Source organism: Corynebacterium sp. HMSC073D01, from assembly GCF_001815555.1.
Classification (GTDB): Bacteria; Actinomycetota; Actinomycetes; order Mycobacteriales; family Mycobacteriaceae; genus Corynebacterium; species Corynebacterium glucuronolyticum.
On sequence record NZ_KV821013.1, the window covers coordinates 104919 to 131511 of the forward strand.

Annotated in this window: 20 protein-coding genes; 11 read left to right on the top strand and 9 right to left on the bottom strand. The window is 58.2% G+C overall.

Going from position 1 to position 26593, the window contains the following annotated elements:
• Nucleotides 1-265 precede the first annotated feature (265 nt).
• Together tal and tkt are read right to left on the bottom strand one after the other, a co-directional pair.
• The gene (tal, locus tag HMPREF3044_RS00720) at nucleotides 266-1348 is read right to left on the bottom strand and encodes a transaldolase (protein WP_070738935.1); all 1083 of its coding nucleotides are present in this window, start codon (nucleotides 1346-1348) and stop codon (nucleotides 266-268) included.
• Nucleotides 1349-3457 (bottom strand): transketolase, encoded by a 2109-nt coding sequence (gene tkt / locus HMPREF3044_RS00725; RefSeq protein ID WP_210400508.1) that lies wholly within the window; start codon nucleotides 3455-3457, stop codon nucleotides 1349-1351.
• Nucleotides 3458-4200: 743 nt separating this feature from the next.
• On the opposite strand from tkt, the gene HMPREF3044_RS00730 reads away from it, so the two are divergent.
• Nucleotides 4201-5151, top strand: a complete 951-nt coding sequence (locus tag HMPREF3044_RS00730) for a heme o synthase (RefSeq protein ID WP_081446680.1) — start codon at nucleotides 4201-4203, stop codon at nucleotides 5149-5151.
• Nucleotides 5152-5313: 162 nt separating this feature from the next.
• Here the strand turns inward: HMPREF3044_RS00730 and HMPREF3044_RS00735 are convergent, their stop codons facing one another.
• The 6 genes from HMPREF3044_RS00735 to mptB all read right to left on the bottom strand — a co-directional run bounded on the left by HMPREF3044_RS00735 (nucleotide 5314) and on the right by mptB (nucleotide 12605).
• Nucleotides 5314-5949 (bottom strand): sugar O-acetyltransferase, encoded by a 636-nt coding sequence (locus HMPREF3044_RS00735; RefSeq protein ID WP_005394027.1) that lies wholly within the window; start codon nucleotides 5947-5949, stop codon nucleotides 5314-5316.
• On the bottom strand, nucleotides 5946-6914 hold the full coding sequence (locus HMPREF3044_RS00740) for a quinone oxidoreductase family protein (protein ID WP_005394025.1): 969 nt from the start codon (nucleotides 6912-6914) through the stop codon (nucleotides 5946-5948). The genes HMPREF3044_RS00735 and HMPREF3044_RS00740 overlap by 4 nt, the downstream gene beginning before the upstream one ends.
• A 22-nt stretch (nucleotides 6915-6936) precedes the next feature.
• Nucleotides 6937-7935 (bottom strand): COX15/CtaA family protein, encoded by a 999-nt coding sequence (locus HMPREF3044_RS00745; RefSeq protein ID WP_005394023.1) that lies wholly within the window; start codon nucleotides 7933-7935, stop codon nucleotides 6937-6939.
• Between the two features lie 345 nt (nucleotides 7936-8280).
• The gene (locus HMPREF3044_RS00750) at nucleotides 8281-8991 is read right to left on the bottom strand and encodes an ABC transporter permease (RefSeq protein WP_005389987.1); all 711 of its coding nucleotides are present in this window, start codon (nucleotides 8989-8991) and stop codon (nucleotides 8281-8283) included.
• A gap of 178 nt (nucleotides 8992-9169) precedes the next feature.
• On the bottom strand, nucleotides 9170-10153 hold the full coding sequence (locus HMPREF3044_RS00755) for an ABC transporter ATP-binding protein (RefSeq protein ID WP_070738937.1): 984 nt from the start codon (nucleotides 10151-10153) through the stop codon (nucleotides 9170-9172).
• Between the two features lie 538 nt (nucleotides 10154-10691).
• Nucleotides 10692-12605: a polyprenol phosphomannose-dependent alpha 1,6 mannosyltransferase MptB gene (gene mptB / locus HMPREF3044_RS00760; RefSeq protein WP_070738938.1), complete on the bottom strand. Its 1914-nt coding sequence runs from the start codon at nucleotides 12603-12605 to the stop codon at nucleotides 10692-10694.
• 700 nt (nucleotides 12606-13305) lie between these two features.
• Here mptB and HMPREF3044_RS00765 point away from each other — a divergent pair.
• The 8 genes from HMPREF3044_RS00765 to hutH all read left to right on the top strand — a co-directional run bounded on the left by HMPREF3044_RS00765 (nucleotide 13306) and on the right by hutH (nucleotide 22270).
• Nucleotides 13306-13968: a helix-turn-helix transcriptional regulator gene (locus HMPREF3044_RS00765; RefSeq protein ID WP_081446514.1), complete on the top strand. Its 663-nt coding sequence runs from the start codon at nucleotides 13306-13308 to the stop codon at nucleotides 13966-13968.
• Between the two features lie 20 nt (nucleotides 13969-13988).
• Entirely contained in the window at nucleotides 13989-15398 is a 1410-nt protein-coding gene (gene sufB, locus HMPREF3044_RS00770; protein WP_070738954.1) for a Fe-S cluster assembly protein SufB, read from the top strand.
• A gap of 3 nt (nucleotides 15399-15401) precedes the next feature.
• Nucleotides 15402-16571 (top strand): Fe-S cluster assembly protein SufD, encoded by a 1170-nt coding sequence (gene sufD / locus HMPREF3044_RS00775; protein WP_005389993.1) that lies wholly within the window; start codon nucleotides 15402-15404, stop codon nucleotides 16569-16571.
• A 224-nt stretch (nucleotides 16572-16795) separates the two neighbouring features.
• Nucleotides 16796-17554: a Fe-S cluster assembly ATPase SufC gene (gene sufC, locus HMPREF3044_RS00780; protein ID WP_070738939.1), complete on the top strand. Its 759-nt coding sequence runs from the start codon at nucleotides 16796-16798 to the stop codon at nucleotides 17552-17554.
• Nucleotides 17555-17666: 112 nt separating this feature from the next.
• Entirely contained in the window at nucleotides 17667-18929 is a 1263-nt protein-coding gene (locus HMPREF3044_RS00785) for a cysteine desulfurase (RefSeq protein ID WP_005389997.1), read from the top strand.
• 4 nt (nucleotides 18930-18933) lie between these two features.
• Nucleotides 18934-19368, top strand: coding sequence for a Fe-S cluster assembly sulfur transfer protein SufU (gene sufU, locus HMPREF3044_RS00790; RefSeq protein WP_005389999.1), 435 nt, complete (start codon nucleotides 18934-18936; stop codon nucleotides 19366-19368).
• A gap of 278 nt (nucleotides 19369-19646) precedes the next feature.
• Nucleotides 19647-20090 carry a metal-sulfur cluster assembly factor gene (locus HMPREF3044_RS00795; RefSeq protein WP_005390000.1) on the top strand — a complete coding sequence of 148 codons (444 nt, stop codon included), beginning with the start codon at nucleotides 19647-19649 and terminating at the stop codon, nucleotides 20088-20090.
• A 641-nt stretch (nucleotides 20091-20731) separates the two neighbouring features.
• Complete coding sequence (gene hutH / locus HMPREF3044_RS00800; RefSeq protein WP_005390002.1) at nucleotides 20732-22270, top strand: histidine ammonia-lyase; 1539 nt, start codon at nucleotides 20732-20734, stop codon at nucleotides 22268-22270.
• A gap of 361 nt (nucleotides 22271-22631) precedes the next feature.
• Here the strand turns inward: hutH and hutG are convergent, their stop codons facing one another.
• A complete protein-coding gene (hutG, locus tag HMPREF3044_RS00805) occupies nucleotides 22632-23594 on the bottom strand; it encodes a formimidoylglutamase (protein WP_070738940.1) in 963 nt (320 codons plus the stop codon).
• 19 nt (nucleotides 23595-23613) lie between these two features.
• Here hutG and HMPREF3044_RS00810 point away from each other — a divergent pair, with 19 nt between their 5' ends.
• Both HMPREF3044_RS00810 and hutU read left to right on the top strand, forming a co-directional pair.
• Nucleotides 23614-24345 (top strand): IclR family transcriptional regulator, encoded by a 732-nt coding sequence (locus HMPREF3044_RS00810; protein ID WP_005394004.1) that lies wholly within the window; start codon nucleotides 23614-23616, stop codon nucleotides 24343-24345.
• Nucleotides 24346-24853: 508 nt separating this feature from the next.
• Nucleotides 24854-26560 carry a urocanate hydratase gene (gene hutU, locus HMPREF3044_RS00815; RefSeq protein ID WP_210400507.1) on the top strand — a complete coding sequence of 569 codons (1707 nt, stop codon included), beginning with the start codon at nucleotides 24854-24856 and terminating at the stop codon, nucleotides 26558-26560.
• Nucleotides 26561-26593: the final 33 nt, after the last annotated feature.

Genomic DNA, 26593 nt, shown 5'->3' on the forward strand with positions numbered 1-26593 from the left:
GTTTCCTGGAGCATGTCCGAGAAGCAGTACCGAGATGCCTTACCGAGAAACATCAGTGAGCTTCGGTAGCCACGCATGTCGAGACGGGAACAAGAGACACAGACGTTGACCAAGGGGAGGCGCGGCCGATGACCAAGGGGAGGGCGGGCCAGAGAATGTGCAAAGACGGTGGATCAGCGATCCACCGCCTTTGTAGTCACGCACCCTGCTTGGTTGAGCAGAGGTGCTAACCTGATATCTCGCGAGCTTTCAGTGTGCTAGTGCACTAGGAAAGCTTGCTCTTCATGGAGTCGAGCAGCTCTTCCCAAGCCTGGACAAATTTCTCTACGCCCTCACGCTCGAGAACCTCGAAGACATCCTCGAAGTCAATACCGATCTCGCTGAGCTTCGCGAAGAGCGCATCAGCTTCCTCACCCTTGCCGGACAGTGCATCGCCGTGAATATCGTTGCCCTCGAGAGCAGCATCGATCGTCTTCTCCGGCATGGTGTTTACCGTGTTCGGACCGGCGAGCTCCGTCACGTACATATCCTGCGGGTAGTCCGGGTTCTTCACGCCAGTGGATGCCCACAGCGGGCGCTGAATGTTTGCGCCCTCCGGCAGGTCTGCAGCCTTGAAGAGCTCTTCGAATGCAGCATAGGCACGGTGTGCGTTGGCGATACCAGCCTTGCCCTTGAGTTCCTTGGCCTCATCGGTGCCGATGGCATCCAGGCGCTTATCTACTTCCGTATCCACGCGGGATACGAAGAAACTTGCGACAGAGTGGATCTTAGACACATCGTGGCCATTTGCTGCCGCGCGCTTAACGCCATCGATGTAGGTCTGGACGACCTGACGGTAAACCGGCACGGAGAAAATGAGGGTGACGTTAACTGAAATGCCCTCGGCAAGTGCATCAGCAATTGCCGGCATGGATCCCTCAGTGGCCGGAATCTTAATCATCGCGTTCGGACGATCGACGCGCTCCCACAGGTTCTTTGCCTGGGTGACGGTTGCATCGCGGTCGGCAGAAATACGCGGGTCTACCTCAATAGAGACACGACCATCCTGACCGCCGGACTGCTCGTAGACGTCAGCGAAAAGATCGCAGGCATCCTGAACATCCTTGATAGCCATGGTGTAGACGCTATCGTCGACGTTCGAGTCGGCCTCCTTCAGCTCGCTGATCTGGGCATCATATGCGGTGCCCTTGCCCATAGCGGCAGCGAAGATCGAGGGGTTCGTAGTCACGCCGACGATGGACTTCGAGCTAAGCAGCTCCTTGAGATTGCCGGAGGTAAGACGGTCACGGGAAAGATCATCCAACCACGTGGAGGTGCCGACCTTCTTCAGATCATCAATTGCGTTCATTTATGCTTCTTCCTTTACAGCGTTGAGGGATTCCTTGGCGGCGTCGTACACAGCATCTGCGGTGACACCGAACTCGTCGTAAAGCTTCTGGTACGGAGCGGAGGCACCGAAGTGCTCGATGGATACCGGACGGCCATAGGTGCCGAGCCAGCGGTACCACGGCTGGGCGATGCCTGCCTCGACGGAAACTCGAGCCTTAACAGAGGAGGGGAGGACCTCCTCGATGTAGGAGGCATCCTGCTCCTCGAACCAGTCAAGGCAGGGGACACTGACAACGCGAGCTGCGATGCCCTCAGACTCGAGCTTCTGAGCCGCTTCGACGGCCAGCTGAACCTCGGAACCGGTACCCATGAGGATGATGTCCGGGGTCTCCTTCGAGCCTTCGACGAGGACGTAGGCACCCTTGACTACGCCGTCCTTTGCCTTTTCCTTCGTGCCCTCAAGCACCGGCACGTTCTGGCGGGTAAGAGCAATGCCCTTCGGGCCTTCGCGGTAGAGGAGAGCAGCACGCCAGGCAGCGGCGGTCTCGTTTGCATCGGCCGGGCGGAGCATGGACATCTCTGGGATAGCGCGCAGGGACGCGAGCTGCTCGATCGGCTGGTGGGTCGGACCATCCTCGCCGAGACCGATGGAGTCGTGCGTCCAAACATAGAAAGCGTCGGTACCCATGAGGGCAGCGAGGCGAACAGCAGGACGCATGTAGTCGGAGAAGATGAGGAACGTACCGCCGTAGGGGCGGGTCGGGCCATGCAGAGAAATCCCGTTGAGGATGGAGCCCATGGCGTGCTCGCGGATACCGAAGTGGAGGTTGCGGCCGAAGGGCTGAGCCGTCCACGTGTCGGTGGAGATCTCCTCGGGGCCGAAGGAATCGTCAGCGTCAATCGTCGTGTTGTTGGAGCCGGCGAGGTCAGCAGAGCCGCCCCACAGCTCAGGCAGAGTCTCGCCGAGAGCCTGCAAAACCTTGTGAGAGGCCTTGCGGGTAGCAACACCCTTCGGATCGGGGTCCCAAGAGGGGAGGTTGGCGTCCCAACCCTCCGGGAACTCACGGTGGGTGATGCGGTCGAGGAGAGCCTTCCGCTTGGGGTTCTTCTCTGCCCATTCGTCGAACTTCTTGTTCCACTCTTCGTGGGCCTGAGCGGCACGCTCACCGATGGAGCGGGTGTGGGCGAGGACCTCGTCAGAAATGTAGAAATGCTGCTCTGGGTCGAATCCGAGTACCTTCTTCGTTGCCGCAACTTCATCGTCTCCGAGAGCCGCACCGTGGATACCGCCGGTGTTCATCTTTCCGGGTGACGGGTAACCGATAACGGTCTTCACTCGGATGAAGGACGGGCGGGAGGTGTCAGCCTTTGCTTGCTCAATGGCCTTCTCAATGGCGACGATGTCCTCGCCGGACTCGACCTCGAGAGTCTGCCAGCCGTAGGCCTGGTAACGGGCTACAACGTCCTCAGTGAAAGCGATTTGGGTGTTGTCTTCGATGGAGATGTTGTTGTCATCCCAGAAAACGATGAGGTTACCGAGCTTCTGCGTGCCTGCGATAGAGCACGCCTCACTCGTGACGCCTTCCTGCATATCGCCGTCGGAGGAGATGACATAGATGTAGTGGTCGAATGGAGATTCACCGGCCGGTGCCTCGGGATCGAGGAGGCCACGCTCCCGGCGGGCTGCCATGGCCATGCCAACAGCCGATGCGAGGCCTTGGCCAAGCGGGCCGGTGGTAATTTCCACACCCTTGGTGTGCCTGTACTCGGGGTGACCCGGGGTCTTCGCACCCCATGTGCGAAGGGCCTTCAGATCTTCCATTTCAAGGCCGAAGCCCGCGAAGTAAAGCTGGATGTACTGGGTGAGGGAAGAGTGGCCACAAGAAAGGACGAACCGGTCGCGGCCGAGCCACTGGTCATCCGCGGGGTCAAGGTTCATCGTGCGCTGGTAAAGAGTGTAAGCCAGCGGCGCAAGACTCATGGCGGTGCCCGGGTGACCAGAACCGCAGTTCTGAACTGCGTCAGCTGCGAGGACACGTGCCGTATCAACAGCTTGGGTGTCCAGGTCAGTCCAATCAGTGGGATAGTTGCGTGCAGTTTTTTCCTGCAGTTCAGGTGACAGGTTCAGGTCGGTCACGTGTGTTCCTCAATTCCTGATTAGGTGGATAGTTTCGTACACCAGCTTAGCCGGATTTTCGGGCTCTGAGGGGCGTTATTGCCAACAGTTTCATCGATCGACCGTTTGTAAACGTTGCGCCAGGTTCTGTCCTGGGGTAATGAGCAAAGCCAATAGAGCTATTGCCCATTTTCACGCCAACCGTATGGTGGTTAGCCGACGCGGGATGTATTGGTGGCAGGTGGCCATGAAAATCCCTACCGGGAGCTGCACGAACCGCCGGAGGGGGCATTACGGCGCCTCGAATGGAAGGCTTCGCACACTGTGAAGATGCGTTGAAGATGCGGTGAAGATGCGGTGAAGATGCGTTTCGCCAAAGATCACAGTGGTGCCCCACAGTGAAGGACACCCGCACATGACGGCCAATGGCGTTAACAAGGGAAGTTACGGTTAATAGCTGCACCGAGCATTAGTAGTGGGCGATGGAGATCCGTCTGCACGGTAGATGTAAAATACCTCACCGAGGTTGTTCGGTATGAGCATCTGCGGAAGGTTGCCCTTGTTCGCACCCGGTTGTCCTACGGTGCGGTGGGCTCCCGTGGCCAGTGGCAGCCGCTCATCCGCTGCACTGGTAGGTTGTGACTTTGTTGCCGGAGACGGGCTTCACCTCAATAAAGGGGGAAAGTTTGTAACTGCGAAACGTTGATGGGGGTAAACCTAACTACGGGTAATTGCGATTAACCTCCAATCAAACGATAGTATTAACGCATACCAAACGACACCGGTTGGAGGAATATTTCGTGGAGAGAGTGAAAGCTTACATTGCCCTGACTAAACCCAGGGTCATCGAGCTCTTACTTATCGCGGCTATCCCCGCCATGCTCCAAGCTGACCGTGGCACGGTTCACCTGGGGCTTATCATCCTCACACTGATCGGTGGCTGGATGGGCGCGGGTGCTGCCAATACGTTGAATATGGTGGTCGACTACGACATCGACCAGAAGATGCGCCGCACGGAGGGGCGCCCGCTTCCTAAGCATTCGGTGGGGAAGAATCAGGCTCTTATTTTCGCCGTTCTGCTGACCATCGGTTCGTGCGGGATCCTCTGGTTCCTTGCCCATTCCCTGCTCGCAGCGGTCTTCATTCTGATCACGATTTTCTGGTACATCTGCATCTACACCAAGTGGCTGAAGCGGCGGACCTCCCAGAACGTGGTGTGGGGAGGCGCAGCCGGGTGCATGCCGGTAATGGTGGGCTGGGCTGTCATCGTAGATAACACGCAGGGTGCCGCCAACTGGTGGCAGGCTGTCGTATTGTTCCTCGTCATCTTCTTCTGGACTCCGCCACACACGTGGGCGCTGGCAATGAAGTACCGCGACGACTATAAGGCCGCGGGGGTTCCTATGCTTCCTGTCGTTGCGAAACCGGCGGCAGTGACTCGGGCAATCCTTATTTACACTGTGGCTACAGTCATCACGACCCTGCTGCTGACTCCAGTTGCTGGATTCTTGTACCTTGCGGCTTCCGTGGCCGGTGGCATCTGTTTCATCGTCCGTGCGTGGCAGCTGCACATGCGTGTGAGAGCAGGTCACACCGTCCGCCCGTTCCAGCTGTTCCTGCTCGCGAACGTGTACCTTGCGGTAGTATTCATCGGCCTAGCCTTGGACGCTGTCTTCCTTCCGTCCCTTATGGAGATCTTCTCGTAGTAGTCCAACCCATGCTTTTTCCGGAACCACCGGTTCCGATCCGGACTGTGTTCAGTAGGTCCACAGCCCTGTCCAGTCTCTGACCTGTACGGGGTCTGACCTGTTAGTGTCTGGGTTATCTTCCTGAAACAGCCCCGCACAGTAGGTGCGGGGCTGTGTTCGTCATTGCTTCTCGACGCGCTGCCGGTCCTCGGCATCGGGGAGTTCTGCGCGCTCACGGTAGTCTCCGGGCTGATTCAGCTTTCGTTTAACCTCAGCGGGAACCCCCGCTACAAGACTGTCATCGGGGATGTCCTTCGTAATGACAGCACCGGATGCAATGACGCATCTGTTGCCAACGGTCACGCCGGGCATCACCATTGCCCCAGCACCGAACCAGCAGTCATCGCCGATGCGAACAGCGTGCCCCCGCTCAAAGCCGATTCTGCGCATCTCCAGATCGCCTACGGGGTGTTCCACAGAGATAATCTGGCAACCGGGGCCAAAAAGCGCGCGTGCACCGATAGTTACCTCAACCGTGTCGAGGATGACGCAGTTATAGTTGAGAAAGCAGCCCTCGCCAAAGCGCGTGTTGAAGCCGTACTCGACATTGAACGGAGCAAAAATCTGTGGCACTGCAGAATCCGCAGGCAGCAGCTCACGGAGGATGTCAGCACCACGCTCGGGATCTGTGTTTGCAAGGTCGTTGAACTGTTTGAGGAGTGCTACCGTAGTTTGCTTCTTTTCCTCGGCTGCATCGGAGCAGGGGATATGCCAACGCCCTGAAACATAGCCGTCAACGGCGTGCCAATCGGTCATGGCTTGCTCACCTCCAAAACGATGGAGCCCGTCGTCTTGCGACTCTGCAGGTCCGTGTGGGCGCGGGCGGCTTCTTCCAGTGGATACACTCCACCTACTCGGATATCGAGCGTGCCGGCGGCGACGGCCTTCGTTACGGCTTGACAGCGCATGGCGAATTCGTCGTCGGTGGCGATGTAGGCGCTAATGGAGGGGCGCGTGAGGAAGATAGAACCGTGTGTGTTGAGGAGCTGCGGATCGATCGGCTCAACCGGTCCGGATGCCGCCCCGAACAGAGCCACCGTGCCACGGGGCCGAACAACCTCAAGGGATTCCTGGAAGGTGTCCTTGCCGACGCCATCGTAAACGACATCGACGCCGACACCACCGTTGTACCGACGGACCTTTTCGGCCAGCTGCTCGCTGTAGCGGAACACCTCCGTGGCTCCTGCCTCGCGAGCCAACTCTTCCTTTTCGTCGGAGGAAACGACGGAATACACCGTCGCCCCCAGGCTGACAGCGAATTGGGTGGCGAGGAGTCCGACACCACCGGCTCCTGCAGTGATGAGGCAAGTGGAACCCTCGTCGAGGTGGTAAACGCCGTCGGTGAGGTAGTGCGCCGTCACTCCCTGGAGGAGCATGGATGCCGCGACTGTGGGTGAGATGGTGTCGGGTACCGCGACGATGCGGTTGCGTGGTACGCAGACGTATTCGGCGTAGGAGCCGAGGGCAGTAAACCAGGCGACAACAGTGCCCTCGGCTATCTCGCCTCGGGGATCCTGAACTACCTTGCCGGTACCTTCCTGACCCGGGATAAAGGGGAGTCCCGCGTGATAGATACCCGAGCGGTAGTAGGTGTCGATATAGTTAATCCCAGCCACATCGACCTGGATGAGGACCTGGTCGTCTGTTGGCTGGGGAATGGGGGCCTCGGAAAGCTTCAGAACCTCCGGGCCGCCGGTTTGTTCAATAACTATTGCACGCATACCTTCAACGGTACTGTGCTTCTTACCTCTCTGGGGTCAGAAAGGGGGTGGCGTTGGTCACCGAGTCCGTGCCCGTAGCTGCGTGATCGGACGTGGCGGGGACACGTGACGTGCCGTGCGCGTAGACAAACCCTGTGAAGGCAGTGACCACCGAACTTAAGAAAACGTGAATCGGCACAGTCCAGTTTGGTACGTGGAGGTTGACTTGGATGATGCCGACAAGCGCCTGGAGGACGCAGACGACGACGAGGCCGACGGCAATTTTCCGGGCAACCTCGGATGTGGTCTTGGTGGCAAAGATGGCGGCGAGGAGACCGACGATGAGCCCCAGGAAAAGGTACATCGTGCCAGCGTGAATGTGTGCCATCCACTCGATATCTACTTCCAGCCGTCCCTTCATACCGTCGTTTGCGTCGCCGGCGTGGGGGCCTGCGCCCGTAACCATTGTTCCGGTTGCGAGAACGAGTGCGAGTGCAGCCGCTGTTCCGAGGGCGAGGTACTGAATGGTCCGTGGGTACTCACGGCGATCTACGCCGTTGTCAGGCTCCATCACGCGGACGCATGTCAGGGCAGCAAAGAACACGAGGAAGACGGAGGGAAGGAAGTGGAGCGCGACGGCGTACCACTTCAGATCCATATGCACGGAAATGCCGCCGATGACAGCCTGGACGAAGACACCGATGAGCTGGAGCCACGCGAGCTTCTTGATGTAGGACCTACGGCCAGCCTTGTAGACGGCGACGAGCAGCCACACAGTCAACGCGACGAGGACGAAAGTAAGTGTGCGGTTACCGAACTCAATCAGCTGCTGGATCCACGGTGCAGCGCCTTGAACTGGGACGAGGGAACCCGGGTGGCAATTGGGCCACGTGTCACAGCCAAGCCCTGAACCTGTAACGCGAACAATGGAACCGGTGAGGGTGATGAGACTTTGACCGGCAAGGACACCGAAGGCCGCGTTGCGCTGATTTCGTGCCGAGCGCAACCCGGACTGGTGGTTAGCCGTTTCTGCTACAGACATAACCTAAACTTTAGACGTAGGTTGAATCAATTGTGCAATTGGGTGTGCGTTCCCTGTCAGAGCGGGGAGAAAAAGGGAAAACTCGTGTGTGGACTGGGTTTAGGCGCTCGGCTGTAGAGACGTAGCCGTTGTATGGGGCTCCAACTAAAGGCGGAGGGTGAGTGTTGGGGGCGGACGCTCATTGCCTGTCGACGACACGAGGTAGTCTGTCTTCCCCGCGTCGCAGCGTGCCAGACGATGCCACGTTCCCAACGGTTACCCCCTCTGTTAGCTCTTCTTGGGGAGGAGAACGGCGGGCAATCTGGCATCATTTCCGCTGCTCGCCTCCGTTCAGAGCACGGGGTGCTAGCGCTTGTAGGTGAAAGTGAAGAACCGATTGGCCAGAAGTGTGCCGACAACGGCCCAGATAATAAGCGAAATGAGGTGGGGAAGCGGGAAGGTGCCCACTGTGGCCTGCCACAGAGCGTCGGTAAGCGCGACGGAAGGCACTGCAGTGAGGAACGCAGGAACGCCGGGGCCGAAGGTGATCGCTGCTGCACCGGCTGCTCCCAGGAGGAGGAACCAGATGAGGTTCGCCACTGCGAGGACAATTTCCGAACTGGTTGTTCCGCCGAAGAGGAGACCCCAGGAGATGAATGCCCAGAGGCCGACGAGGATGAAAACGATCGCGATCGGGAAGGCAACCAGTGGGGCACGCCAGCCCAAGGCCAAAGCAATAGCGAGGATCAGGACAGCCTGAATGACGCTGACGACGAGTACCGCGAGGATCTTGCCACCGATGATGATGTTCTTCGGCACTCCGGACGCCCCGATTCGCTTCAGAGCTCCATAGCGACGGTCGAAGACGACGCTAATCGCCTGGCCGGTGAACCCCGCAGACAGCGCGGACAACGCGAGGGCGAAGGGAACCGCAAGCTCCAACGGGTTGTCGATTCCAGGAACGGGGAAAAATGCCAGCCCGATGAGCGACATGATGGGGATGATGAGTGAGAGGAGAAGTTGCTCGCCATGGCGGAGGATGAGCGTCGTCTCCATCCGGGCCTGGTGCAGGAGCATGGTGAACGTGCCGGCCGAACCGGGATCCGGGGTGAACGTCCCCGGTGCGAAGCGAGACGTCCGAGTAGGACGAGAAACGTTTGCAGACGACGAGGACGGTACCCGCGTGGCGCGGTCAGTTATGGGCGAGGACTGCGGAGTCCGCGCCGAGGGGGAAGACGGGGATGTAGCCATTGGGTTAGTTCGCGTCCTTTCCAGTGATGTCCAGGAAGATATCTTCGAGGGACGGCGTGGCCGCCGAGATTTCGATGAGGGGGAGACCAAGGTCTGCGCATGCTCCTGCAAGAGCTGCAAAAGCAGAGGCCGTCGGCTCGCACGCAACTTTGAAAGCACCGATCTCGTTGGCGTGATTTGCGGGGGAGAAACTATCAGCGGAAACTGTCAGTCCGTGACGCACTACCCGCTCTGCGAGCTGTATGGGGTCGACGGGGCCGTCAATAACAAGGCAGATGTGTGGCGCCGCCTCCTCTCGTGCCGTGCGGGCAAGATCGGCCGGACTTCCTGCAGCGACGAGGGAACCCTTCTGAATGATGAAGACATTGTCGGACAACGCCTCGGCTTCATCCAGGTGGTGTGTAGTCAGGATAATGCTGACCCCGTCGGCCTTTAGCGCTTCAATGAGTTCCCATACGAGGTGGCGTGCCTGGGCATCGAGCCCGGCTGTAGGCTCGTCAAGGAAGATCAGTTCCGGGCGTCCAATGAGCGCACACGCGAGAGAAAGTCGCTGCTGCTGACCCCCAGAAAGGCTCTTGTATGTCGTCTTTTCCTGGTCACTGAGCCCGACGAGCTCGAGGAGCCAGTCGGGGGACAGCGGGTTTTTGGCGTAACTTGCCGTGAGGCGAAGCAGTTCGCCGACACGAACCCCCGGGTACGCGCCGCCACCCTGAAGCATGATGCCGACTTTGCTTCGAAGCTCTGCTTGTTCGGTACGCGGATCAAGACCTAGCACGCGGATTGTTCCGTCGTCGGGGGTGAGGAACCCCTCGCACATCTCAATCGTCGTGGTTTTGCCGGCACCATTCGGGCCAAGAAGCGATGTGACGTGGCCACGAGGAATCGTGATGGTGAGATTATCAACCGCCGTCGTAGTGCCAAATCGCTTGGTCACATGCTGAAGCTCCACCGCAGCGCCTGCGGTGGACAAAGGGGTGCTATTCGCCATACGTTCTTTAACCTATCTAGTTCGAAGGTCCACGGAAGCTGTTTATCCATCGAAAGTCTGCCAGCTGCGTTGACATTCCGCTACTGGCAAGCTTGCCGTCCATAGACATTCTCGCTGCCTATAACCTCCCGCTATCTTAGGCGGTCGAGGAGGTGGAACCGAAACAGAGCTGGCGAAGCGAGGTGCGTGGCGCAGATATTTCAAGTAAGCCGAAAGATTCAAAGGGATGTAGCGGGTGCAAGGGAGTAGCGGTAGCGGGGTGGACAGTGCAGAAAACGGGGGTAGGAGCATCTGCAGACCGATTCGTAACGACAGTCCGCGCGGGGAGTCGTCGACAAGCCTGTGGAAACCAAACGGTGCACTCTGGCAACATCTCGAGGGTTCCTTCGGCCCACCTTTAAATTTCGCGCTGGCGACAGGAAGCATGGGGCCGCGCTGGTGGCTGGAAGCGTAGGGCCGCGCTGGTGGCTGGAAACGTAGGGCCGCGCTGGCGACAGCGAGAGGAAACATTCCTCCCTCGAGCAATGCCCAGTGAGTGCTACATGTGTGGACCGTAGAGCTTGTTGCGGGCAAAGAGAAGCACCCCGATGACAGTGATGAACGCGATGAGCGATGCCACATAGATGCTAAAGATAGTTCCGGGTGGCAGCGCGAGCCCGCGGGGAAGCACGAAGAAGCACATGATCGCGGAATAGCCGATAGCCGCGTAGCGGAAGATGTTCTGGTTGGCCCAGGCTGCCAGGGGCAAGATCGCCCAGAGCATGTACCAGGGGTGAACAACGGGGAAGAGGACAACGAGGAGGAAAGTGCTCACCCCAAAACCACCCACCGGGCTAATTGTGCCGCGGAAAGTAGCGATGAGCATGCGGACCATAAACGCCAGCGAGATTGCTATACCGATGCCACGGGTGATGACGAGGATCATCTCTGTATGATCCCCCAGTCCGAGGAGCATGCCCGCCCATCCGCTAATCACCCCCAGGTCCGTTGTGATAGACATCCACGAACGAATGGTCGCAGCACCACCTTGGCCGGTGACCCATCCAAAGCCGATGCCCGTCACCGCACCCACGAGAATTGCCGTGAGAACGAGGACCGTCGCCTGCACCGCGATGGCACGGGCAATATGGAACCAGTGACTCAGGCTCCACTTGTTATTGGGACGGGAGCGTTCAGCCTGGCTTAACCCCTCTGGATTGACAGCATCGGAAGATAGGTGGCGGGTGTCGAGGCGGAGCCGATCCGCTTCCGTGCGGTACGTCATCCGGGCGAGCGCCATACCCACAAAGCCCAACGCAATAAAGCCTGTCACCTTGACCATGCCCGACATGGAAATGAGGACACCAGAAGCGACGATGAGGCCCCAGCCGTGACGGGCAATCGACGGATGTGTGACTCGTGTCGGAACACTCGGTTGCCGCGGTCCTTTTAGCTGGGCAGTGGGCTGCGCAGTGGCATCCGTGCCTTCCCTGCTATCTGTCACTGTGGTGCTTAGCGAGGGTAATCCTTGCTGCATCGCTGACGCGGATGCTCTCCCGATACGCACTTCGCGGATGGCATCAACACCACGCAGGCCGAGCTCCATTCCCACCAAAGAAAGACCGAGCATGATGGACTCGTTATGGATGCCTCCGATAAGGTGAAGGAGTGCCAGGGGGTTGAGGATCCCGAGCCACACCGCTGTCTGAGAGCGCACGTCACATCGTCGAGCAAGCTTGGTAATTGCCCAGCCTGCAGCCATCAGTCCGATGACAGCGACGAGTCGGTGAGCAAGCACACCGAAGAAAATGGATTCCCGGGTAACGACGTTGATGGCAGCCGCGATCCCCAAGGCAATTGGCCCATATGGTGAAGGGGAGTTAGCCCAGATAAAGGGAACAGATCGCGCGAGGTGGTGTTCCGGACCCAAGATCTGTACGGGACCGGCTGCATAGGGATCGAGTCCGTAACTTACGATCGCCCCCTGAGCCAAGTAAGAGTAGATATCTTGGGTAAAAAGCGGTGCAGTCAACACAATCGGAAGTACCCAGGCAACCCACGTCCTCCGAAGCGTCGAAAGCGTGATGAGAGGCGCGCCAGTGATGTTTTTGTCCTTAGACGCTCCTACATAGGGAGCCATGAGCACCCAGGCAAGAACGAGCAAGCCGACGCCAACGAGGACGATGACGGATGACGTCTGAAGCATCCGGCTCATGAGGCGTCCGAATGGGAGGTGCGCGTAGGGATTATGGATCACGGGCAGCGCGCCCGCTCCAAGCCCGCCCAAAGAGATCAGCAACGTTCCCAGGGTGCCGAGCCAGCGCAGCTGGCCGAAGCGCGTGAGGTCGAGGTACGACAGTCGTGGGCGGTCGGGAATGCGGGTGTTTCCCGTCCCGTGGAGGAGCGTTGAGCGGCTACCCGGCTCGCCCATGCGGGGCATCAGGCCGGAAAAAACGCCGGGCCTCTTCGCCATCGACTCCTCCGTTTCCGATTGTTCTGGTTCGGTACCGCTGTGGATTTGTTCTTCTCCCGTACCGGTGTGGATCCTATTTTTGGAGATCCTTCTTCTGTTTGTTACGCCCGCTACGTCACCTACATCGCGGGTGCGATGCTCCACAGTGGGTAGTGATCCCTTTCAGTCTAGTGTTCCGCTTCCGATGACCGGCCGTGCCACCTGGTGTGCCCACGTGGCGTGCACATGGGGTGCCCACCCGACTCGCCACCGGCTATGCCAATCAGGATGGCGTTGTGCAACCGCTGGACCTGGGGTCCGCACGTTTCGACATACGTCAACATCTTTCGACATACGTCAACATCTTTCGACCTACATCAACACATGTCGGCATGTTTACACCTGCTTCGGCATAGTCTGCTTCGGAATAGTGCCGGACGAGCCTTTAAAAGAGCCTCAAGAACAACCCGTGAGGTGCCGGAGAAATATCGCGGTGTCTCGGTTAGCAGCCCGCCATGGCTTGGCATCTGGTGCGTGGGGGAGAGGGTCTTACCGACGTGTTATAGAGCCAAACCTGGAAACGGTGAAGATTGAAAGGCTTTTCGAGTTTCTTGTTGGAAACACGAGAGGAAGAATGTACATTGGTACGTGCCAAGAATTTAGAAAACACAACTGTTGCTAAATTGTATGTTGGCCGCCGATTCGGTTGGAAGGAGGAACTGTGGACACAAGGGAAACAATCCTAAACATGTTGTTGAAGGACGGTCCACTTGCCGCCACGGATCTTGCCACCCGACTTTCGATGTCCGCCGCCGGTGTTCGGAGACAGCTCGACCTCCTAGAAGAGGAAGGGCTCGTTACGACAGCTCCGGAACGGATTAAGAAAGCGCGTGGTAGGGGTCGTCCTGCAAAGAAGTTTATCCTCACCGCAAAAGGGCGGGAACAGTTCGGTCACGGATACGACGAACTTGCAGTTCATGCCCTGCGGGCGTTGCGTCAGACGGGTGGTGAGGATGCGATCATGATGTTCGCGCGGCAACGAATTGAAGATATCCTCCAGTCCGTTGAGGAACAGACATCCCCAAAGAGTGGGCTTTCTGCTGCTGAGGTGGAAGAACTGGCTCGCCGTTTGGCGGATCAGCTCACAGAACACGGCTACGCCGCCGAAGTGCAAGAAAATGGGGCGGGGGTACAGCTGTGTACCCATCACTGCCCGATTTCGGAAGTAGCCTCAGAGTTTCCCGAACTGTGCGCCGCCGAGAGGGAGATCGTCTCCCGCATTCTCGGGCAACATGTGCAGCCTTTAGCTACGATTGCCGACGGCAACGGGATCTGTACGACCAACATACCGATAACACCGATTGATAGAAGGAGCAACGCGTGACGGCACCAACCGATAAAAAGATGTCGGATGACGAAATCATCCAGTCCATGTCGTCGAAGTACAGCTACGGCTGGCACGACTCAGATGACGCTGGACAGGCCGCCAAGAAGGGCCTTGACGAGGAGGTTGTCCGCACCATCTCGGCCACGAAGAATGAGCCGGAATGGATGCTCGAGCAGCGCCTCAAGGCGCTCGAGATCTTTGAAAAGAAGCCCATTCCCAAGTGGGGACCGGATCTATCCTTTATCGATTTCGATGAATTTAAGTACTTCGTTCGTTCGACTGAGAAGCCGGCTGCAAGCTGGGAAGATCTCCCGGATGACATCCGCAATACCTACGACAAACTCGGCATTCCCGAGGCGGAGAAACAGCGCCTGGTAGCGGGTGTCGCCGCCCAGTACGAGTCTGAGGTTGTGTACCACCAGATCCGCGAGGACCTGGAAGAAAAGGGCGTTATCTTCCTCGATATGGATTCTGGTCTGCGCGAGCACCCGGATCTGTTTAAGGAATACTTCGGCACCGTAGTCCCCGTCGGCGACAACAAGTTCTCCGCTCTCAATGCGGCTGTGTGGTCGGGCGGGTCCTTCATTTACGTCCCGAAGGGTGTCCATGTGGAGATCCCACTGCAGGCATACTTCCGCATTAATACGGAATCGATGGGTCAGTTCGAGCGCACCCTCATTATCGTCGACGAAGGTGCTTACGTGCACTACGTTGAGGGCTGCACGGCTCCGATTTACAAGGCCGATGCTCTTCACGCAGCAGTCGTGGAGATCATTGTGAAGGAAAACGCGCGGTGCCGCTACACGACGATTCAGAACTGGTCCAACAACGTCCTCAACCTGGTCACCCAGCGCTCCCGTTGTGAGGCAGGAGGAACGATGGAGTGGGTCGACGGCAACATCGGCTCCAAGATTTGCATGAAGTACCCCGCCGTGTGGCTTGCCGGCGAATACGCCAGCGGCTCCGTTCTGTCTGCGGCTTTCGCAGGTGAAGGACAGATCCAGGACACGGGTGCCAAGATGGTTCACCTCGCTCCGCACACGTCTTCCAACATCGTGAGCAAATCCGTAGCCCGCTCCGGCGGCCGGGCAGCTTACCGCGGACTGGTACAGATTAACGCTAACGCCCACCACTCGACGTCGAACGTGGAGTGTGACGCGCTGCTTGTTGACGAAATTTCCCGTTCAGACACCTACCCGTACAACGACATTCGAAACGACCACGTCTCGTTGGGGCACGAGGCCACTGTGTCGCAGGTCAGCGAGGATCAGTTGTTCTACCTCATGGCCCGAGGCCTCGCTGAAGACGAGGCAATGGCGATGATCGTGCGTGGCTTCGTCGAGCCCATTGCAAAGGAGCTCCCGATGGAATATGCACTGGAGCTGAACCGTCTCATCGAACTGCAAATGGAAGGATCTGTGGGTTAACCAATGGCTGAACTAGCATCAACAGTGCACGACAACAAGGGTGATCTCTTCGCATCCTTCAACGTCGATGATTTCCCGGTGCCCCACGTTAAGGACGAGGTGTGGCGTTATGTTCCGCTGCGCCGCCTCCGCGGGCTGCACGACGGCACGTTCAGCACTGCCGTTCCCGCCCAGGTGAGTGTGGAGATTCCGGCGGGCGCCGATGGCGTGACCTACGAAAAGGTTGCCCGTGATGACGCGCGCATCGGTCGCACCGGTGGCGGCGTGGACCGTGTCGCCGCGCAGGCGTGGACCTCCTCAACCGAGGGGCACATCGTTACCTTCGCCAAGAATTCGACGACGACCGAGCCGGTCATCATCACTATTACGGGTTCTGGACCGGATGTCACCGCCTTTGGCAACCTCGTCGTCGAGGTCGAGGACGGCGCTACAGCATCCGTCCAGATCCACACGGTGGGAACAGGAACGCTTGCTGATAACCACGAGTATCTCGTTGGCGACAACGCCCGCCTTTCGGTTGTTGTCCATGAAGACTGGGATGACGATGCCGTCCACTTGGGCGCAGAGGTTGCTGAACTCGGACGCGATGCCGTCCTTCGCCATAACGTGGCGTTGTTCGGTGGTTCGGTCGTCCGCCTACAGCCACGGGTCAAATATCTCGCTCCAGGCGGCGATGCAGAGCTGCTCGGTGTCTACTTTGCCGATGATGGCCAGTTCTTCGAGCAGCGCATGCTCGTCGATCACAGCCAGCCCAACTGCCGTTCCAACGTGCTCTACAAGGGAGCGCTGCAGGGGGACAAGACCACCCGCACACCTGATGCGCGCACGGCGTGGATCGGCGATGTGCTCATTCGAGCCAACGCGCAGGGGACGGACACGTACGAAGCTAACCGCAACCTTGTGCTGACGGAAGGTGCACGTGCAGATGCCGTGCCGAACCTTGAGATCGAGACCGGCAGCATCGTCGGTGCAGGTCACGCCGCCACCGTCGGCCGTTTCGATGATGAACAGCTGTTTTATCTTCTGTCCCGCGGTATCCCCGAGGCAGAGGCAAGAAAGCTCATTGTCCACGGCTTCTTCTCCGAAGTGATTGCTCGAATCCCCGTCGAGGGTTTGCGCGAGACGCTGGAGGCGAAGATCACCGAGGAGCTGGAAGGCCTCAGCTTTAACTGAACGTTCCGCGCACTGTTCCGCAACTCGGATTAATCCGCTATTCGGACTGAGTCGCCATCGCACTGATTTTGCCCCTCGGGCTCACGCGCCCAATCAGGCGCAGGTGGTTGGAGAGGGGCTAGGCATGACGGCTTTTCAGGAACAAACGAAGAGTTCCAGCGGTTTAGGCTGAAACGATAAAACCGAAAACGCACAATACTAGCTAAAACGAAAAGGTAGATGTAATGAGCACGTTGGAAATCAAGGATCTCCACGCCGTTGTTAACTCCACGGACGGCAAAACCGAGCCCAAAGAGATTCTTAAGGGTGTCAACCTCACGCTGTCCTCCGGCGAAACCCACGCCATCATGGGGCCGAACGGATCGGGTAAATCCACTCTGGCTTACACGCTGGCTGGCCACCCCCGCTACGAGGTAACCAGCGGTGAGGTGCTTCTCGACGGGCGCGATGTCCTCGAGATGACGGTAGACGAGCGCGCCCGCGCCGGTCTGTTCCTCGCCATGCAGTACCCGGTGGAGGTTCCGGGTGTCTCGACCTCCAACTTCCTCCGCTCCTCCGTGTCCGCCGTTCGCGGCGAGGCACCGAAGCTGCGCGATTGGATGAAGGAAGTCAGGACAGCGCAGGAAGAGCTGAAGATTGACAAGTCCTTTAACGAGCGCTCGATTAATGAGGGCTTCTCCGGTGGTGAGAAGAAGCGTCACGAGATCCTCCAGCTGGGGCTTTTGGCTCCAAAGTTCGCGATCTTGGATGAGACGGACTCTGGCCTGGATGTGGATGCACTGCGTATCGTGAGTGAAGGCATTAACCGCTACCAGGAGCGCACCGGTGGCGGAATCCTCATGATCACCCACTACAAGCGCATCCTGGACTACGTCAAGCCGCAGCACATTCACGTATTCGCGGATGGCCAGATCGTTCACTCCGGTGGACCCGAGCTCGCCGATGAACTCGAGGCCGAGGGCTACGAGAAGTACGTCAAGTAATCCACACGTCACCGGCGCTGCGCTGGTATCCACACCGATGAAACTGCGCACGCGGTGGTGCACGCCGTGTTTTTGGCTCAAAGATTGACAGACTAGAAAGAATGCGAAACTAATGAGCGAATTCCTAACCCCGGACGGGAAGCTGGACGTAGAAAAGGTACGCAAGGAGTTTCCCATCCTGTCCCGCACGGTTCGCGACGGTAAACCGCTTGTGTACCTCGATTCCGGTGCTACGTCACAGCGCCCCGAGCGCGTGTGGCGGGCGGAAGAGGAATTCGTCCTGCACAACTTCGCCCCGGTCCACCGTGGTGCCTATGCGCTGGGCGAAGATGCCACCGACACCTACGAGACAGCCCGCAACAACATCGCTGCGTTCGTGGGAGCCGACGGTGAAGAGATTGCGTTCACAAAGAACGCTACTGAGGCGCTCAACGAAATTGCCTTTATTCTTTCAGACAAGCGCGCAGGCGATCTGTACGTGGGGGAAGGCGACACCGTCGTCGTCACGGAACTGGAACACCATGCGAACCTCGTTCCGTGGCAGGAGCTGTGCCTGCGTACCGGCGCGACCCTGAAGTGGTACACATCCACTCCGGATGGGCGCATTGACCTGAATTCTCTGGAACTGGATGACTCGGTCAAGGTCGTTGCCTTTACCCATCAGTCAAATGTGACGGGAGCTGTGGCGGACGTGGCAGAGATCGTTCGGCGTGCGAAGGACGTCGGAGCCATGACTGTCCTCGACGCGTGCCAGTCCGTGCCTCACATGCCGGTTAACTTCCATGAGCTCGATGTTGACTTCGCCGGCTTCTCCGGGCATAAGATGTGTGGCCCCTCGGGCGTGGGCGTCATGTATGGCCGCAAGAAATTGCTGGAAAAGCTTCCACCATTCCTCACCGGAGGGTCGATGATCGAGGTGGTGACGATGGAAAAGACCACCTTCACCGATATCCCCACGCGCTTTGAGGCGGGCACGCAGATGACGAGCCAGGTTGTTGGTCTCGGCGCTGCCATTGAGTTCTTGCAAGAAATCGGGATGGATGCGATCCACGCCCACGAGCAGGAATTGACGGCCTACGCCCTTAAGAAGCTGCAGGAAATCGACGGGCTGACGATTCTTGGGCCGACGACACCTGCAAACCGCGGTGGGGCCATCAGCTTCGCCCTTGAAGGGGTGCATCCGCACGACATGGGGCAAGTTCTCGATGACTCGGGAATTTCTATCAGAGTCGGTCACCACTGCGCCTGGCCCATCCACCGCCAGGCCGGTGTCAACTCGACCGGGCGCGCTTCCTTCTACCTGTACAACACATTCGATGAAGTCGACCAGTTGGTAGCTGGGCTTCACCGGGTCAAGAATTTCTTCGGAGTGTAAGAGTATGCAACTTGAGCAGATGTACCAGGAAGTTATCCTGGACCACTACAAGCATCCGCAGCACGCCGGGCTTCGTGAGCCCTTCGATGCGGAAGTCCACCATGTCAACACCTCCTGTGGCGATGAGCTGACGCTGCGCGTGAAGCTCAGTGAGGATAAGAAGACGGTTGAGGATGTCTCCTACGATGCCGAGGGATGTTCTATTTCGCAGGCAGCTGTCGACGTGCTCACCGAGGAGGTGATCGGGCAACCACTGGATACAGCGTTGGCCAAGCTTGCGGAATTTGAGAAGATGGTGACCTCCCGCGGGGAGCACGAGGGTGACGAGGACCTTATCGGCGACGGTGTTGCTTTCGCCGGTGTCTCCCGCTACCCAGCTCGTGTCAAGTGTGCGCTCCTAGGATGGAAGGCTTTTGAGGCAGCTGTAGGGGAGGTATAGAGCATCCTGGGCCGTGAGCGGGGAGACAACCGCCCCGCTTTCTGCCACCGCGTCCCCACCTTGTGTGAGGGCTGGGGTGCTCTCCCCGGAACGGTTTTCTCACGGTGCTTTTCGACGATCACCAGCAGCGAAACTACGAGCATTGACGATCACCCGACGATCAGCAAAGGAAACTTCTAACTGTGACCACTGACAACAATGAAACAACGGCAACGAACGACGTTGTCGATTCGCCGTCCCACACTGCGACTTCACCTGCACCGGAACCAGCACAGGATGTGCAGCAACCGGACGACAGGTCGTCGGAAAGCGAAAGCCAGGACACCGCAGCTGCCCCTGCTCCGGCAAACGGCAGCTCCGATTCGCTCAGCGGGCCGGCCCAGAAGCCCCCGCAAAGCGAGGAGGATTTTGAGCTTGCGTCCGATGTAGAGGAGTACCTTCGCGATGTCATCGACCCGGAGCTCGGCATCAACGTTGTTGACCTCGGACTCGTCTATGACATTTGGATCGAAAACGGCAACACTGCCGTCGTGAACATGACGCTGACCTCACCTGCGTGCCCTCTTACTGACATGATCGAGGAGCAGGCTGCCGCCGCAGTGATGACCCACGATCTTGTGGAAAAACTGACTATCAACTGGGTGTGGATGCCGCCGTGGGGGCCGCAGATGATCACGGAGGAGGGGCGCGAGCAGCTTCGCGCTCTTGGCTTCTCCGTGTAGTCCGTGTGCTTGCAGTAGTCGGTGTAGTGGGCTCGGATGTGTCCTCCTGACGGTAGATAGCCTCGTGCAAAAACCCGATCACGAAACGCACCTGCGAAAGCCCTCTTCCAGGACCACACTCAGTCCGGATCGCCCTCAACCGGGATTGTCCTCAGCCCGGATCACCTTCATCCAGAATCCACCCGCCCCTGATCAGAAACAGCAGTGGCCTGCGGAGGACTGGGGAGCAGACAAGTAGGTGGATCGACTGAAAGCCGAGCTGGAATCTAGGAATCTGGTGAGGGAAGGAGATTGGGAGTTTCCAGAAAACAGTAAACGCAAGCATTAGGGATAAGGCGTCATAAAAGGCCACACGAAAAGGCGTCATAAAAAGGTCGCATAAAAGGACGGCAAAGGTGGACTCGCTACAAGCGGATCCACCTTAGTTTTTGATTTTTCGCTTGGGGCGTGGGGGATCGAAATGCGACAGGTGAGACAGAGGGGGGGGAGTACTACCTTCAGTGTCCAACCCCCGTCGGGGGTGAGAACAAAAAGTCTTGAATATGAGAATGTGGAGCGATGAGGGGAGAAGGTGGCACAGACAGAGTTCACGAGTGGCTAATATCGGACAAAGAATAGTCAACCTACCAGGAAGGTGAACCATGGATTGCGTTTCTGTCGGAGTAGGTGCCCTGAGCATCGACGATGTCGTTAATGTAGCCCGCTATGATGCCCCCATCGAGATTTCCGAGGACGCCATGAAGACTATGGCATCCACGCGAAGTCGCGTTGAAGACCTTGCCAAGGATCCCACCCCCGTCTACGGCATTTCTACAGGCTTTGGTGCACTCGCGAAACGCCACATCCCGGAAGACATGCGTGCGCAACTGCAGAAGTCGCTTGTGCGATCTCACGCTGCGGGGTCTGGCCCTGAAGTAGAGCGGGAAGTCATCCGCGCTCTCAATCTTCTTCGTATCAGTACGCTGTGCACTGGACGTACAGGCGTCCGTCCGGAGGTCGCTCAGTGCTACGCCAAGCTCCTCAACGCAGGCATCACACCGATCGTCCACGAATTCGGTTCCCTAGGCTGCTCAGGTGACCTGGCACCCTTGGCACACAGCGCGTTAGTTCTTCTTGGTGAGGGGCGAGCCCGCACGAAGGACGGAAAGGAAATTACCGGTGCCGAGGCTTGCTCCCTTGCGGGGTTTGAGCCGATCGAGCTCAAGGAAAAGGAGGGACTCGCCCTCATCAACGGCACTGATGGCATGCTCGGCCAACTGTGCCTGGCGATCGATGACATCCGACGCCTTGTCACCACGGTGGACATCGCGACCGCCATGTCACTCGAAGGACTCAACGGAACTGCGACGGTCTTCGCAGCAGATTTGCAGGAGCTTCGACCCCATCCAGGCCAAGCCGTCGCAGCAGCCAATGTTCTCAAGGTCGTGGAGGGCTCGGGCATTCTTGAGGCTGCAGCAGAGGACTTCGCCATTAACCAGGTTCAGGATGCGTACTCAGTGCGGTGCAGTCCGCAAGTAGCCGGAGGCGTGCGAGACACTCTTAGCCACGCGATTTTCGTTGCCAACAACGAGCTTGCTGCTGCTGTTGATAACCCCGTGGTGGCAAAGGACGGACGGGTCACCTCGAACGGAAACTTCCATGGCGCACCGTTGGCGTATGTCCTCGATTTCCTGGCTATCGTGACCGCGGATCTCGCATCCATTTCGGAACGGCGAACGGATCGGTTCCTCGACCCTGCCCGTAATAGAGGGCTGAACGCTTTCCTCGCTGATGATCCGGGTGTGGATTCAGGTCACATGATCGCTCAGTACACGCAGGCTGCGATTGTCAGTGAGATGAAACGAAACGCTGTCCCTGCCAGCGTCGACTCCATTCCCTCCTCTGCTATGCAAGAGGATCACGTATCGATGGGGTGGTCGGCAGCCCGGAAGCTGCGTCGCAACGTGGATGGCCTGACACGAGTTCTCGCAGTGGAGATTTTGACCGCAGCACGCGCCATCGACATGCGTGGCGGCGAGCCTGGTGTTGGAACCAAGGCCGTTATTGACGTGCTTCGGCGCACCGTCGATGGCCCGGGGCCCGACCGCTTCCTCGCTCCCGATATTCAGCACACCGTCGATCTTGTTGCCTCTGGTGACATCGTCAGGGCCGCAGCCGACGCTGCAGGTGAGCTGGGCTAGTAGCTAATCTAAAACCAGTAGGTGTGGCAATCCGGTAGGAATGCCCAGCCGATGGATGCACAGTCGAGGATTCGGCAATATGAGGCAGCCGGGTAGATACCCGGCTGCCTTTCGCGTCGTGCAAAGAATCCACTGCAGTCCCTCGTCCTCCTTCTGCAGTCCCGCTTACCAGACACAGAAGGAATGGAGAGTTTGCCTGGAACGTTCGCCAGGTACGTTTGCCTGGAACGTTCGCCTGCGAACCTTAGCTTGCCAACGTTTTTCTGTGAACGTTCGTGTGCGGATGTTCGTGTGCGGGAGTAATCTTGTGGACCATCCGCTTCATCGGTTGTAGGACCTGGAAGGGAAGCGCGCGGGAGTGCTACATGAGCGCCGTTGCGTCGCTGATCAGTCGAGCTGCCACCTTCGCGGTGCGATTGTCGATGTCATAGGTTGGGTTCAGCTCGACTATATCGATGAGCCGAACCTTTCCAGTCTGCATGCACGCTGCTAGGCCATCCCTGATCGTGTTCAGATCCACACCTACGGCGGCAGGTGCGCTTACTCCGGGCGCCACTCCCGCTGGAAGAACATCAAGGTCAATGGATACGTGGAGGATATCAACATCGCGAGCGGCCGTGGAGATAATTTCGGCGATATCTGCATGCCGTAGCTCGTCCTCAGTGACGTACGTGACACCAAGGGCATCCGCCTCGTCGAAAAGCACTTTCGTGTTGTTGGGGCGAGAGATACCAATCACCGTGTAGTGAAATGGGTCTACTTCCTGGGAAATCTGTTTGAAGGGAGTACCTGATGTCGGCCTGTCCGCAGTGCGTAGGTCGAAGTGGGCATCAAAGTTAATGATTCCGATAGAGGCCGAATCGCTACTGCGAACGAGGCCCATGTGGGTGCCGTAGGCCGTCTCGTGCCCACCACCGACGACAATGCAGGTCGTGTCTGTGCTGGTGATAGCGGCGACTGCCGTGGACAGTGCTTTATGCCCTCCTTCAAGATCTGCGTCGGTCACGGAAATGATGCCGGCATCATAGGCGCGGGTTTCTGCGGGGGCTGCGAGACTGCCCAGTGCCGTGAACGCGGAATTCGGCCCCTCCGCGGCTCCGACTCGACCGTGGTTGCGGCGCACTCCTTCATCCGAGGCGAAACCGAGGATTGTCACGGAGTGGGAGAGTTCCTTTGCGGTGGCTTCATCTAACGAGGAGTTTTCCTCGAGGGGGTTGAAGGGAAGTGGCTTGATCGTGTTGAACCAGCGGGCATGCTCGGGGCCTTCGCCGTCGTTGCGGCCTGTCCATGAAAATGTGGGGGAATAGCTCATAGTGTCAAGCATATTAGGTAATCTAACTATTATGTCCCACGTACCCGCCGCAGCAAATACTCTTCGTATTTTGACGTTGCTTTCCACCCTGGATTCCCCAGTGAGCGCAGCTCGAATTCAACAAGAGCTCGGTCTTCCTCGGTCGACCACGTATCACCTGCTCAACGTCATGATCGAGTACGGTTACGTGATGTACGTCCCTGAACGGCGTGCTTACGGTTTAGGGATTGCCGCTTATGGCATGTCCGGTGCCTACGCCACACAGCAACCGCTCGTTCGAGCAGCCACTAGGCCGGCTAAACACTTAGCTGAACTAGTCTCCGGCACCTGTCACGTTTCTCGCATCGTCGGTGACGAGGTGGTCTACATTCTAGAGCTGCCCTCGCCTGGTGCGCCCAGACTCGTAACAGGCGTGGGAGTGAGACTGCCCGCGATGCATACTGCGTCGGGGAAAGCAATGCTTTCGATGATGGACACAACCCGTATCAACGCTGTTTTGGGAAGTGTCCCGGAGGAATTGTTGGAAATCCGGGTCCAGGGGTATGCGGAGGAGATCGAAGTTGTCGCCCCGGGGCAGGAATCGATTGCGGTGCCGATTCTCAATCATCTGCAAGAGCCTGCTGCCGCACTTGCCGTCACTTTTGCGACCGGTTCCATCGGTGATACTGCCCGCATGTCTGTGATAGAGGATTTGCAAATGAAGGCTGCAGGACTGGAGAAACGCGTGTTCGGGTCGGCTTCTAAACGCCACCTGCTCGAGTAAGCATGTCCCGGCAGTAGAGCGCGGGGAGGAAAGGTTTTCACGCCACTTTTCTGCTTCTCGCACTGTTCGCTGTTCAGCAATCCGGATCTGCTTAGGCAATCGTCTTGTGATGCGTGGTGGTGAGCCATCGGCTCGGGTTAGGGATGCACCCTGCCGAACGATAAGCCTGTGGCTTGGAGGAGGGGGAAAGGAAGGGAGGTAGACGGGGGTGAAGATGAAAGTATCGGAGGCGGTGGGGAGGTCTGGGGGAGTTTAGCGAATCCTCGTCCGGATCCAGTTTCTTCCTGCGTGTGGGGCGAAACAGTAGGGTGTGCTGCTATTTAGCGCGGAGAGCACACTCTTTTGTCTGATACTAAAGACATTCCATCGTTCGTAAACTACTCCGAAATTGGCCAACGCTACCTAAAGTGGGTGGAGAAATACAGATATAGTTCATTTGTGATGTTGGGTTCTATCTCGGCGCTCCCGCTGGGATCGGAATCCCAACGAATGTAGGAAAGGTTGCGCCTTGAATCCGAACCTGTCAACCCCCGGTCATGGTCCTCGCGAAGTTCACGCCCCCCGCGGCACGAAGCTCAACGCCAAGAGCTGGCAAACAGAAGCTCCTTTGCGGATGCTTATGAATAACCTCGATCCAGAAGTCGCTGAAAAACCGGATGAACTCGTTATCTACGGTGGTACGGGGCGCGCTGCTCGATCGTGGGAAGCATTTGACATGATCGTCGAAACGCTCAAGGAACTCGAAGATGACGAGACCCTCCTCGTCCAGTCCGGGAAACCCGTTGGCGTGTTGAAAACGAACGAGTGGGCTCCGCGCGTGCTCATCGCCAACTCCAACCTGGTCGGCGACTGGGCCACATGGGAGGAATTCCGTCGCCTCGAGGATGAGGGCCTCATCATGTACGGCCAGATGACTGCAGGTTCCTGGATTTACATCGCTACGCAGGGCATTCTGCAGGGAACCTTCGAGACGTTCGCGGCCATTGCGCGAAAGCGTTTCAATGGCACCCTAGCAGGAACTATCTCCCTCACCGGTGGGTGCGGTGGCATGGGTGGTGCCCAGCCTCTTGCCGTCACACTGAACGGTGGCGTGGTCATCATCGCAGATGTTGACCGCGGTAGGCTCGAGCGTCGCATGTCCAAGCGGTACCTCGATACCATCGCTGACAGCATCGATGACGCGGTGGCACAGGCAAATCAGGCCAAGGAAGAAAAGCGAGCGCTGTCGATCGGTTTGGAAATCAACGCCTCCGAGCTGTTCCCCGAGATGCTCAAACGTCACCGGACGGGCGAAATCCACATCGATATCGTGACTGACCAAACTTCAGCACACGATCCCCTCAGCTACCTTCCGCAGGAAATCCCCTTCGATAGGTGGCACACCGAGGCAGCAGACGACCCGCAGACGTTCACGAAGAAGGCACGCGAGTCGATGGCCGCTCAGGTACAGGCAATGGTGGAGTTCCAGGATGAGGGTGCCGAGGTATTTGACTACGGCAACTCGATCCGCGACGAAGCTCGTAAGGCGGGATACAACAGGGCCTTCGAGTTCCCAGGCTTCGTTCCGGCTTATATCCGCCCGCTGTTCTGCGAAGGTAACGGACCCTTCCGGTGGGCTGCGCTATCTGGCGACCCCAACGACATCAAGGTAACCGACGATGCTCTGCGCGAACTCTTCCCCGAGAACGAGCATCTCATCCGCTGGCTCGATGCAGCAGAAGAGTACGTAGAGTTCGAGGGTCTTCCCGCACGTATCTGTTGGTTGAGCTACGGTGAGCGCCACAAGGCCGGGTTGAAGTTTAACGAGCTAGTTAAGGAGGGTAAGATCAGCGCCCCGATTGTCATCGGACGTGACCATCTCGATTCCGGCTCCGTCGCCAGCCCGTACCGCGAGACAGAAGGCATGATTGATGGTTCCGATGCGATCGCTGATTGGCCAATCCTCAACGCGCTTGTGAACACTGCCTCCGGCGCGACGTGGGTGTCCTTCCACCACGGTGGTGGTGTCGGCATCGGCCGCTCCCTGCACGCAGGACAGGTAACCGTCGCAGACGGTACAGACCTGGCAGCTAAGAGGCTGGAGCGAGTGCTGACGAATGATCCTGCGATGGGTGTCATCCGGCACTTTGATGCAGGGTACAATCGCGCACATGAGGTCGCAGAGGAACGGGGCGTGCGGATCCCCATGGAATTCCACAGCCGTGAGGAGCAGTAAGCACTGCTACCTCTGAAACATTCGTTTGCCCAT